Origin of the sequence: Streptomyces sp. ALI-76-A (genome assembly GCF_030287445.1) — a bacterium.
In the GTDB taxonomy this organism is placed as follows: domain Bacteria; phylum Actinomycetota; class Actinomycetes; order Streptomycetales; family Streptomycetaceae; genus Streptomyces.
The window spans coordinates 165079-177938 of the sequence record NZ_JASVWB010000003.1 but is presented as its reverse complement, the minus strand read 5'-3'; the positions used below and the strand labels follow the sequence as shown (position 1 = coordinate 177938).

The window sequence follows — 12860 nt, the reverse complement described above, 5'->3', positions numbered from 1 at the left end:
CGGTCTCACACGAGCCCGAGTTCTTCATCGATGAAGTCGAGGACTTCGTCGGCCGATGCGGCTTCCAGCTTGTCCGCCACCGTGGAAACGTCCGTCTGCTCGACCACCCCGTTGCACCGGGCCACCAGGCCCTGAAGGCGCAGCGTGATACTGGATTTCATGGATTCGTCGAGGCTCAGCGCACCGAGGAGCGACTCGACGTCTTCGATCTTCGCGTGCACCCGGGACAGCGCGTCGTCACTGATGCCGAGTTCGTCGCGCAGATGGCGGGTGAGCACGAGCGGGGTCGGCTGGTCGAAGACCAGCGTGGCGGGGAGCTTCAGACCGGTCGCCTCCCGGAGCCGGTTGCGCAGCTCCACCGAGGTGAGCGAGTCGAACCCGACCTCCTTGAAGGCGCTGTCCGGCCGGACGCTCTCCGGCCCGCTGTGCCCGAGCACGACCGCGGCCTGCGTCCGCACCAGGTCGAGGAGCAGCGCCTCCTGCTCCTGCTCGGTGAGCCCGGACAGCCGGCCGAGCAGGTCGTCGTCCTTCCCGGCTGCCGCCCGCGCCTGCTGCCGTCCCGCCGGTACGAGGCCGCGCAGCAGATGCGGCACCGTGCCACCGGACGCCGCGCCGGCGCGTACTCCGCGCAGGTCCAGCTTGACCGGCACGAGGAGCGACTCCTGCGATCCGACCGCGGCGTCGAACAGTTCCGTTCCCTCGGCGGGCGTCAGCGCCACGACGCCGTCACGGCTGGTACGCCTGCTCATGCTCGCCTGGTCGTCGGCGCCCAGGTGGGTGGTCATGTTGGTGGCGTAGGCCCAGGTGCCCCAGGACAGTGCGAGGCCGGGCAGGCCGGCCGCGCGGCGGTGGGCCATCAGGCCGTCCAGGAAGGCGTTGGCCGCCGCGTAGCCGCCGCTGCCGGCGCCGAGGAAGACGGACGAGGCGGAGGAGTAGACGACGAACGCGTCCAGGTCCAGGTCTCGGGTGAGCGCGTCGAGGTGGCGTACGGCGTCCACCTTCGGCGCGAACACCCTCGCCAGGCGCTCCGGGGTCAGGGTCCCGACCAGCCCGGCCTCGAACACACCGGCCGTGTGCACCACACCGCGCAGGGGGTGCTCGGCCGGCACCGAGGCGAGGAGTTCCTCCACCTGCTGCCGGTCGGACACGTCGCAGGCCACGACCGACACGGCCGCACCCTCTTCGGTGAGTTCCGCGGCCAGTTCCGGTACGCCCTCGGCGGCGGGGCCACGCCGGCTGGCCAGCACGAGGTGACGTACTCCGTGCCGGACGACCAGGTGCCGCGCGATGAGTTCGCCCAGCGACCCGCCGCCCGAGACCAGGACGGTGCCCTTGGGCCCGAACACCGCGGGCACGTCCGGAAGGCGATGGCCGACGGCACGGGCGAGGCGGGGCACGGAGAGGGTCGTGCCGCGCACCGCGACCTGCGGCTCGCCGCCGGCCAGCACGGCGCCCAGGACGGCTTCCGGTCCGTCGCCGGAGGCCGGGTCGGTGTCGACCAGGACGATCCGGTCGGGGTTCTCGGCCTGCGCGGCCCGGACCAGACCCCACACCGCCGCTCCGGCCGGATCGGTCACCGCGCCGTCGCCGGCGGACACCGCGCCCCGGGTCGCCACCACCAGCCGCGACTCCTCGGCTCCGGCCGTGGCCAGCCACGTCTGCACCACGCCCAACACCCGCGAGGTCAGCGCCAGTACGGCGTCCTCGCCCTGCGCGCCGATCGCTTCCAGGAGTGCCGCCGCCGGAGCCTCGGTGCTTCCGGCCAGGGCCACCACATCCTCCGCGGTGGCCACCGGGACCCATGACGGCGCGGGTTCCGCGCCCTGGACCGGGGGCAGTTCACTCCAGTCCACCCGGAACAGCGAGTCGGCGGCCGCCGAGTCCGCCGCCGTCTCCAGCTGCTCGGCGGAAACGGCCCGGGACACCAGCGAGTCCATCGTCACGACCAGGGCGCCGGTCTCGTCCGCCGCCTCGACCGACAGGGCGTCCTGGCCGCTCGGTGCGACCCGCACCCGCAGCGCCGAGGCGCCCGAGGCATGCAGCACCAGACCGTTCCACGAGAAGGCCAGCAGCGGCCGCCCGGCTTCCTCCTCCCCCGGCGTGCCCGCCATGGCCCGGAACGATCCGGTCTGCAGGGCCGCGTCCAGCAGGGCGGGGTGGATGCCGAACCGGTCGGCTTCCTTGCGCTGCTCCTCGGGCAGGGCGACCTCGGCGAAGAGTTCCTCGCCGCGCCGCCACACCGCGCGCACGCCCTGGAAGGAGGGCCCGTAGCCGACACCGCGCGCACGCAGTTCGTCATAGAAGGCGGCGGCGTCCATCTCGACCTGCCGTGCGCCCGGCGGCGGCCATGCGGCGAAGTCGAACTCCGTCCCACGGGTCGCGGCCGAGGCCGACAGCGTGCCGGTGGCGTGCCGCGTCCACGTCTCCCCGTCACCGGGAAGGTCCTCGCGCTGGGAGTGGACCTCCACGGTGCGCGAGCCGTTCTCGCCCGGCGCGCCCACGGCGACCTGCATCCGTACGCCGCCGTGCTCGGGCACGACCAGCGGTGCCTCGATCACGAGCTCTTCCAGGACGCCGCAGCCGGCCTCGTCACCGGCCCGGACGGCCAGCTCGACGAGTCCCGTGCCCGGGAGAAGGGCCATGCCGCCGATCACGTGATCGCCGAGCCAGGGGTGTGCCTTGAGCGACAGGCGGGAGGTGAACACCAGCCCGTCCGAGTGCGGCAGTCGCACCATCGCACCGAGGAGCGGGTGATCGGCAGCGGCGAGCCCGAGGGAGGTCGCGTCGCCACCGGTCTCGGTGGCCTGGAGCCAGTAGTGCTGGTGGTCGAAGGCGTACGTCGGCAGGTCCACGTCGGCCGACGTGGCCGCCCCGGCCGGCAGCACGCCGGTCCAGTCGACCGGCACACCGCGCACGAACAACTCGGCCATGGAGGCGAGGAGCCGGCGCGGGCCGCCCTCCTCGCGGCGCAGGGAACCGGTCACGACCACGCCGGCCTCGCTGTCGTCGGCGATCTCGGTGATCGGCTGGACCAGTACCGGGTGCGCGCTGACCTCGATGAAGGCCCGGTGGCCCTGGCGGATCAGCTCGGCGACGGCCGGACCGAAGCCCACCTGGCCGCGCAGGTTGCGGTACCAGTAATCGCCGTCCAGGATCCCGGCGTCCTCGATCCACACGCCGGTGACGGTCGAGTAGAACGGCACCACCGGCGCCTGCGCGTCGATACCCGAGAGGGTGTCGGCGAGCGTGTCGCGGATGTCCTCCACATGCCGGGTGTGCGAGGCGTAATCGACTGCCACCCGCCGCACCCGCACACCATCGGCCGAGAGAGCTTCGAGCACTTCGTCCAGCGCCTCGGCGTCACCCGCGATCACGACCGACGCCGGTCCGTTGACCGCCGCGACCTCGACCCGGTCCGCCCAACGCCCCAGACGGACGACCGCCTCCCTCTCGGCCAGCGCCACCGACGCCATACCGCCGCGCCCGGCCAGTCGGCCGGCGATGGCCTGGCTCCGCAAGGCCACCACGCGTGCCGCGTCCTCCAGCGACAGCGCCCCGGACACACACGCCGCCGCGATCTCACCCTGCGAATGACCCAGGACCGCGTCCGGCAGCACACCCACCGAGGACCAGACCGCCGCCAGACCCACCATCACCGCGAAGCTGGCGGGTTGCAGCACATCCACCCGGTCCAGCAGCTCCGGCTCGGCGTCGCCCCGCAGCACGTCGATCAGCGACCAGTCGACGAACGGATCGAGGGCAGCCGCGCACTCCGCGATCCGCTCCGCGAAGACCGGCGACGAGTCCAGCAACTCCCGCCCCATACCGGCCCACTGAGAACCCTGACCCGGGAACACCCACACCACGCTGCCCGGGGCATCCGAGCTTGCGGACACCAGGTTGGTGCCGCTCTCGCCGCGTGCCAGCGCCCGCAGCCCGGCAAGGGCCTCCTCGTCCGACCCGGCCACGATCACCGCGCGCTCGCTCAGCAGGGCCCGGCCGGAGACCAGCGCCCCGGCCACCGACGCGAGCGGCACCTGATCGGCTTCCCCGACGAACGCCGCGAGCCGCTCGGCCTGCCCCGCCAGGGAAGCGGCATTCCCCGCCGACACCACCAACGGCACCACGCCCGCGGGCACCGCCTCGTCCGCGACGGGCTCGGCCGCCTCGGCGGGCGCCTCCTCCAGGATCAGATGCGCGTTCGTCCCACTGACACCGAACGAGGACACCCCGGCCCGGCGCGGACGACCGCCCCGCGGCCACTTCCGGGCCTCGGTCAGCAGTTCCACCGCACCCGCGGACCAGTCCACCTCGGTCGTGGGCTTCTCCACGTGCAGGGTCGACGGCATCATGTCGTGCCGCAGCGCCTGCACCATCTTGATCACGGCGCCGACGCCCGCGGCGGCCTGCGTGTGGCCGACGTTCGACTTCAACGAGCCGAGCCACAACGGCTCTTCGCGGTCCCGGCCGTAGGCGGCCAGCAGCGCCTGCGCCTCGATCGGATCGCCCAGAGCCGTACCGGTGCCGTGGGCCTCCACCACATCCACGTCGGCCGGGGACAGCCCCGCGTTGGCCAGCGCCTTGCGGATCACCCGCTGCTGCGAGGGACCGCTCGGGGCGGTGAGGCCGTTGGACGCGCCGTCCTGGTTGACGGCGCTGCCGCGGATCACCGCCAGGACCTTGTGTCCGCGCTCCCGGGCCACCGACAGGCGTTCCAGGACCACGACACCCACGCCCTCGGCCAGGCCCATTCCGTCGGCGCCGTCCGCGAACGCCTTGCAGCGGCCGTCGGCGGCCAGGCCCCGCTGGCGGGAGAAGGCAACGAAGTTGCCGGGCGTCGACATCACCATCACACCGCCGGCGAGCGCCATCGAGCACTCGCCCTGCCGCAGCGCCTGCGCGGCCAGGTGGATGGCGACGAGGGACGAGGAGCACGCCGTGTCGAGGGACACCGCCGGGCCCTCGAGGCCGAGGACGTACGACACCCGGCCCGAGGCCACACTCGACGACGCCCCCGTGCCCGCGAAGCCCTCCGTCTCCGGGGTCACCACACCGGCACCGGCCCCGTAGCCCTGGCCGGACAGACCGGTGAACACGCCGACGTCGGTGCCCTTCAGCGAGACCGGGTCGATGCCCGCCCGCTCGACCGCCTCCCAGGAGGTCTCCAGGAGCAGCCGCTGCTGCGGGTCCATCGCCAGCGCCTCACGCGGCGAGATACCGAAGAACCCCGCGTCGAAAAGGCCCGCGCCTCGCAGGAATCCGCCCTGCGTGACATACGACGTGCCCGTCTGGTCGGGGTCGGCGTCGAACAGGCCCTCCAGGTCCCAGCCACGGTCGTCGGGGAAGTCGCTGACGGCGTCGCCGCCTTCGGAGACCAGCTTCCACAGGTCCCCGGGCGAGGACACGCCGCCCGGGTACCGGCAGGCCATGGAGACGATGGCGATCGGCTCGCGCGCCTGGTCCTGGACCTCGCGCAGCCGGTTGCGGGCGTTGCGGGCGTCGGCGATGGCCCTCTTGAGGTAGTCGCGGAGTTGTGCCTCGTCAGCCACTTGATTCAGCCCCTAGGAAGTGGATGTGTGCGATTGCCGTGGGTGGGTTTGCGCACCGTCTGCACGGGTCGGGCCTCCGGGGGCCCGACCCGTACGGGTGCGGCTCAGTCGAGCCGCTCGAAGAGCGCGAACAGCTCCTCGTCGCTGGCGGTTTCGAGATCCTCGTGCGACGGGTCCGCGCCGCCCTGGCCCGTGCCGGGGCCGCCTGCCGTCTCGGCTGCCCTCAGCAGTTCCCGCAGGCGTCCGGTGATCCGCTCACGGGCCTCCTCGTCGGGCGCCGCGGACTCGATGGCCGCTTCCAGGCCGGCGAGACCGGCCAGCACCGCGTCGGCGGGGGACGCCTCGTCGACGGCGAGTTCCTCGCGCAGATAGCCCGCGAGCGCCGCCGGGGTCGGGTGGTCGAAGACCAGCGTGGCGGGCAGTTTCAGACCGCTCGCCTCCCGGAGCCGGTTGCGCAGCTCCACCGAGGTGAGCGAGTCGAACCCGGCCTCGTTGAACGCGGTGTCCGGCCGGACCTGCTCCGGACCGCTGTGGCCGAGCACGACCGCGGCCTGGGTGCGGACCATGTCGAGGAGCAGCGCCTCCTGCTTCCCCGCGGTGAGTCCGGCCAGCCGGTCGGCGAGTCGCTGCTCACCGCCGCCGGCGGTCGTCTGCGCCAGCTGCCGGCCCGTGCGGACCAGGCCGCGCAGCAGGTGCGGCACTCCGCCGCCCGCCGCCGCGTCGGCCCGTACGGCCCGCAGGTCCAGTTTGACCGGCACGAGGAGCGAGTGCTCGGTGCCCAGCGCGGCGTCGAACAGCTCCATGCCCTCGGCGGGCGGGAGCGCGAGGACGCCGCCACGTCCTTCACGCCGGCTCATCCGGGTCTTGGTGAGGTCGTCGATGTTGCCGGCCATGCCGGTGATCTGTTCCCACGGACCCCAGGACAGGGAGAGCCCGGGCAGGCCCGCCGCGCGACGGTGGTCCATCAGCCCGTCGAGGAAGGCGTTGGCCGCCGCGTAGCCGCCGCTGCCGGCGCCCATGAAGACGGACGAGGCGGAGGAGTAGACGACGAACGCGTCCAGGTCCAGGTCTCGGGTGAGCGCGTCGAGGTGGCGTACGGCGTCCACCTTCGGCGCGAACACGCCCGCGAGGCGCTCCGGGGTCAGCGCCCCGATCACGCCGGGATCGAACACGCCGGCTGTGTGCACCACGCCGCGCAGGGGGTGTGCGTCGGGCAGCGAGGCCAGCAGCGCCTCGACCTGCTCGCGGTGCGACACGTCACAGGCCACGACGGAGACCGTGGCGCCCTGCTCGGTGAGCTCGGCGACCAGTTCCCGCGCGCCCTCGGCGTCCGGCCCGCGACGACTGGCGAGGACGACGTGCCGTACGCCGTTTCGGGTGACCAGATGCCGGGCCGCCAAGGCGCCCAACGACCCGCCGCCCGAGACCAGTACGGTGCCCTCCGGCGCGAACACCGGCGGTGCGTCCGGGAGCCGGCCGGTGACGCGGGCGAGCCGGGGTACGGAGAGGGCCGTGCCGCGCACCGCGATCTGCGGTTCTCCACCGGCCACCACCGCGGCCAGGACGGAATCCAGCAGCGGCTCCACACCGCCCTCGGCGTCGGGGTCGGTGTCGATCAGGACGATCCGGTCGGGGTTCTCGGACTGGGCGGCGCGCACCAGACCCCACACCGCCGTTCCGGCCGGGTCCGTCACAGCGCCCTCGCCGCCGGCCGGCACCGCGCCCCGGGTGAGTACCACCAGGCGCGATTCCTCGTGGCCGGACGCGCCCAGCCACGCCTGCACCACGCCCAGCACCCGGGAGGTGAGAGCCAGTACGGCGTCCTCGCCCTGCCCGCCGACGGCTTCCAGTACCGCCACCGCCGGAACACCGCCGCTCGCGGTCAAGGCGTCCATGTCCTCGGCCGTGGCCACCGGCACCCACGAGGGCGCGGGCTCGGGCCCCTGGGCCGGGGGCAGTTCGGTCCACTCCACGGCGAACAGCGAGTCGCGGCTCTCCTGCGCCGGCGTGGCTCCCAGCTGCTCGATGTCGACCGCCCGCATCACCAGCGCGTCCATCGTCAGGACCGGGCTGCCGGTCTCGTCGGCCGCTGCCACCGACAGCGCGTCCGAACCGGTGGGGGCGACCCGTACGCGCAGTGCCGAGGCGCCCGCGGCGTGCAGCACCAGGCCGTTCCACGAGAACGGCATCACCGGCTTCCCGGCTCCCTCCTGCGGCGTGTCCGCCGCAGCGGCGAAGGTGCCGGCCTGCAAGGCGGCGTCGAGCAGCGCGGGGTGGAGACCGAAGCCTCCGGCCTGCTCGCGCTCCGCCTCAGGCAGGGCGACCTCGGCGAAGAGTTCCTCGCCGCGCCGCCACACCGCGCGCACGCCCTGGAACACGGGACCGTAGGCGTAGCCGCGCTCGAGCAGACCCGCGTACAGGTCGCCGGTGTCCAGTTCCACCTGCTGGGCGCCGGGCGGCGGCCAGGCGGCGAAGTCGAAGTCCGTCCCCCGGGTGGCGGCCGAGGCCGCCAGCGTGCCGGTGGCGTGCCGCGTCCACGCGTCGCCCTCGTCGGCGTCCTCCCGCTGGGAGTACACCTCCATGGTGCGCGAGCCGTTCTCGCCCGGCGCGCCCAGGGCGACCTGGACGCGTACGCCGCCGTGCTCGGGCACGACCAGCGGCGCCTCGGTCACCAGCTCTTCCAGCACCGCGCAGCCGGCCTCGTCACCGGCCCGGACGGCCAGTTCCACCAGTCCCGTGGCGGGGACCAGCACCAGGCCGCCCACCACGTGATCGCCCAGCCAGGGATGCGACTTCAGCGAGAGGCGGGAGGTGAACACCAGCCCGTCCGACTGCGGCAGCTCCACCACCGCGCCCAGCAGCGGGTGATCGGCCGCCGTCTGTCCCAGTGCTGTCGCGTCGGTGGCGCTCTGTGCGGTGTGGAGCCAGTAGTGCTGGTGGTCGAAGGCATACGTCGGCAGGTCCACGCCCGCCGACGTGACCGCCCCGTCCGGCAGGACGCCGGTCCAGTCCACCGGCACACCGCGCACGAACAGTTCGGCCATGGAGGCGAGGAGTCGGCGCGGGCCGCCTTCCTCGCGGCGCAGGGAACCGGTCACGACCACGCCGGCTTCGGTGTCGTCGGCGATCTCCGTGATCGGCTGGACCAGCACCGGGTGCGCGCTGACCTCCACGAAGACACCGTGACCCTGGTCCAGAAGCTCGGCCACGGCCGGGCCGAAGCCCACCTGGCCACGCAGGTTGCGATACCAGTAGCCGCCGTCCAGAACCCCGGCATCCTCCACCCAGCCGCTGACGACGGTCGAGTAGAACGGCACCACCGGCGCCTGGGCACTCACCTCCGCCAGCGTCTCGGCGAGCGTGTCGCGGATGTCCTCCACATGCCGGGTGTGCGAGGCGTAGTCCACCGCCACCCGCCGCACCCGCACACCATCGGCCGAGAGAGCTTCGAGCACTTCGTCCAGCGCCTCGGCGTCACCGGCGATCACCACCGATACCGGTCCGTTGACCGCCGCGACCTCGACCCGGTCCGCCCAACGCTCCAGACGGACGACCGCCTCACTCTCGGCCAGCGCCACCGAGGCCATACCGCCGCGCCCGGCCAGCCGGCCGGCGATGGCCTGGCTCCGCAGCGCCACCACGCGCGCCGCGTCCTCCAGCGACAGCGCCCCGGACACACACGCCGCCGCGATCTCACCCTGCGAATGGCCCAGGACCGCGTCCGGCAGCACACCCACCGAGGACCAGACCGCCGCCAGACCCACCATCACCGCGAAGCTGGCGGGTTGCAGCACATCCACCCGGTCCAACAGCTCCGGCTCGGCGTCACCGCACAGCACGTCGATCAGCGACCAGTCGACGAACGGCTCAAGGGCAGCCGCGCACTCCGCGATCCGCTCCGCGAAGACCGGCGACGAGTCCAGCAACTCCCGCCCCATACCGGCCCACTGAGAACCCTGACCCGGGAACACCCAGACCACCTTGCCCGGCGAACCGGCACTGCCCGTGACCACACCCGGCGCGCCCTCACCACGCGCCAGCGCACCCAGCCCGGCCACCGCCTCCGCACCCGACCCGGCCACCACCACCGCACGCTCGCTCAGCAACGCCCGGCCCGACACCAACGCCCCGGCCACCGACGCGAGCGGCACCTGGTCGCCGCCTTCGACGAACGCCGCCAGCCGGCCGGCCTGCCCCGCCAGCGAACCGGCACTGCGCGCCGACACCACCAACGGCACCACATCCGCGGACACCAGCGGCCGCTGTGCTTCCGCGGCAGTCGTCGCCTGCTCGTCGGGCGCCTCCTCCAGGATGAGATGCGCGTTCGTCCCGCTGACGCCGAACGAGGAGACCCCGGCCCGGCGCGGAGCGCCGTCGCGTGGCCACTCGCGTGCCTCGGTGAGCAGTTCCACCGCGCCCGCGGACCAGTCCACCTGGGACGTGGGCTGCTGTGCGTGCAGCGTCGGGGGCAGCACGCCGTGCCGCAGTGCCTGCACCATCTTGATGACACTGGCGACGCCCGCGGCGGCCTGCGCATGGCCGATGTTCGACTTCAACGAGCCCAGCCACAGGGGCCTTTCCGGGTTCCGGTCCCGGCCGTAGGTGGCCAGCAGCGCCTGCGCCTCGATCGGATCGCCCAGAGCCGTACCGGTGCCGTGTCCTTCGACCACGTCCACGTCCGCCGGGGAGAGGCCCGCACTGGCCAGGGCCTTGCGGATCACCCGCTGCTGCGAGGGACCGTTCGGAGCCGTCAGGCCGTTGGAGGCGCCGTCCTGGTTGAGGGCGCTGCCGCGCAGGACCGCCAGGACCTTGTGTCCGCGCTCCCGGGCCACCGACAGGCGTTCCAGGACCACGACACCCACGCCCTCGGACAGGCCCATTCCGTCGGCGCCGTCCGCGAACGCCTTGCAGCGGCCGTCGGCGGCCAGGCCCCGCTGGCGGGAGAACGCCATGAAGGTGGCGGGTGTGGCCATCACCATCGCGCCGCCCGCCAGGGCCATGGAGCACTCGCCCTGCCGCAGCGCCTGGCCGGCGAGGTGCATCGCCACGAGGGACGACGAGCACGCCGTGTCCACCGACACCGCGGGGCCCTCGAAGCCGAAGACGTACGACACCCGGCCCGACGCCACACTCGACGCGAGGCCTGTGCCCGCGAAGCTCTCCATCTCCGGTGTGACGTCACTGCCGCCGTAACCCTGGCCGGAGACGCCGGTGAACACGCCGACATCCGTCCCCTTCAGCGTGGTCGGGTCGATGCCTCCGCCCTCCAGCGCTTCCCAGGAGGTCTCCAGGAGCAGCCGCTGCTGCGGGTCCATCGCCAGCGCCTCACGCGGCGAGATACCGAAGAACCCCGCGTCGAAAAGGCCCGCCCTCTCCAGGAAGCCGCCCTGGCTGGTGTACGACGTGCCCGCGTGGTCGGGGTCGGCGTCGAAGAGGCCCTCCAGGTCCCAGCCCCGGTCCTCGGGAAAGTCCGAGACGGCGTCGCCGCCGTCACGCACCAGCCGCCACAGGTCCTCGGGCGAGGAGACACCGCCCGGGTACCGGCACGCCATCCCGACGATGGCGAGCGGCTCGTTCGTGTCGGCCGCGACGTTCGCCGGTGCCTCCGGCTCCGGTGCCGCCACCTCACCGAACTCCTCGCGCAGATAGCGGGCGAGGACCAGCGGCGTGGGGTAGTCGAAGACCAGCGTGGGGGGAAGCTTCAGGCCGGTCGCCTCGCGCAGCCGGTTGCGCAGCTCCACCGAGGTGAGCGAGTCGAACCCGGCTTCGCTGAACGCGGTGTCCGGCCGGACGCGTTCCGGCCCGCTGTGCCCGAGCACGACCGCGGCCTGGGTCCGCACCAGGTCCAGAAGCAGGGCCTCCTGCTCGGTGGCCGCGAGTCCGGCCAGCCGGTCGGACAGCTGCCGGCTCTCGCCGGCGGTGCTCACCGCTCGGGCCTGTTGCCGTCCTGTCCGTACCAGACCGCGCAGCAGCAGCGGGACCGCCCCGCCGGCCGAGGCCTCGGCCCGTATCCCCCGCAGGTCCAGCTTGACCGGCACCAGCAGGGCCGGTCCGGACACGAGAGCGGCGTCGAACAGTTCCATGCCCTCGGCCGCCGATATCTCCAGCACCCCGTGGCGGCCGGCCCGCGCCTGGTCGACGGCGCTGAGGTGGCCGGCCATGCCGAGGGACTGCTCCCACAGACCCCAGGCCAGGGACAGGCCGGGCAGACCCGCCGCCCGGCGGTTGCTCATCAGGCCGTCCAGGAAGGCGTTGGCCGCCGAGTAGTTGCCCTGCGCGGCGCCCCCGGAGAGGCCCGCCACGGACGAGTACACGACGAACGCGTCCAGCTCCAGGTCTCGGGTGAGCGCGTCGAGGTGGCGTACGGCGTCCACCTTCGGCGCGAACACGCCCGCGAGCCGCTCCGGGGTCAGCGCCCCGATCAGCCCGTCGTCGAACACGCCGGCCGTGTGCACCACACCGCGCAGGGGCTGCTCGTCGGGCAGCGAGGCCAGCAGCGCCTCGACCTGCTCGCGGTTCGACACGTCACAGGCCACGGCGGAGACCGCCGCACCGTGTCCGGTGAGCTCGGCGACCAGCTCCGGTACGCCCTCCGCGGCCGGGCCACGGCGACTGGCGAGGACCAGATGCCGCACCCCGTGCCGAACGACCAGATGCCGCGCCACCACACCGCCCAACGACCCGGCACCCGAGACCAGAACGGTCCCCTCCGGCCCGAACACCGCGGAGGGGTCCGCGACGTGACCGGTGGCGCGGGCGAACCGCGGGATCGACATGTCCGTACCGCGCACGGCGACCTGGGGCTCCTCACTGGCCACCACCGGCCCGAGCACGGAGTCCAGGACCGAGTCCAGATGGCCTTCGGCGTCGGGGTCGGTGTCCAGGATGACGATCCGCTCCGGGCTCTCGGACTGGGCGGCGCGCACCAGACCCCACACCGCCGCCGCGGCCGGATCCGTCACCGCCTTCCCACCGGCGGGCACCGCGCCCCGGGTCGCCACCACCAGCCGCGCCTCGTCGAGGCCGTCCGCGGCCAGCCAGGCCTGCACCACGCCCAACACCCGGGAGGACAGGGAGAGTACGGCGTCCTCACCGTCGTCGCCAACAGCCTCCAGGACCGCCACCGCCGGTACGCCGACGCTCGCGGACAGCGCCGCCACATCGTCGGGCGTGCTCACCGGCACCCACGACGGCGGGAACTCCGACCCCGGAACCGGGGGCAGTTCGCTCCACTCCAGCCGGAACAGCGCGTTGGCGACCACCGTGTCGACCGGCGTCTCCAGCTGCTCGGCGGACACCGCCCGGGACACC

Annotated in this window: 1 protein-coding gene and 1 pseudogene; both read right to left on the bottom strand. The window is 73.5% G+C overall.

Features of this window, described 5'->3' with window-relative positions:
* Window positions 1-5 precede the first annotated feature (5 nt).
* Window positions 6-5510 (bottom strand): annotated as a pseudogene (locus QQS16_RS36200) (type I polyketide synthase); the annotation flags it as partial.
* 143 nt (window positions 5511-5653) lie between these two features.
* Window positions 5654-12859, bottom strand: a complete 7206-nt coding sequence (locus QQS16_RS36195; protein WP_502963950.1) for a type I polyketide synthase — start codon at window positions 12857-12859, stop codon at window positions 5654-5656.
* Window position 12860: the final 1 nt, after the last annotated feature.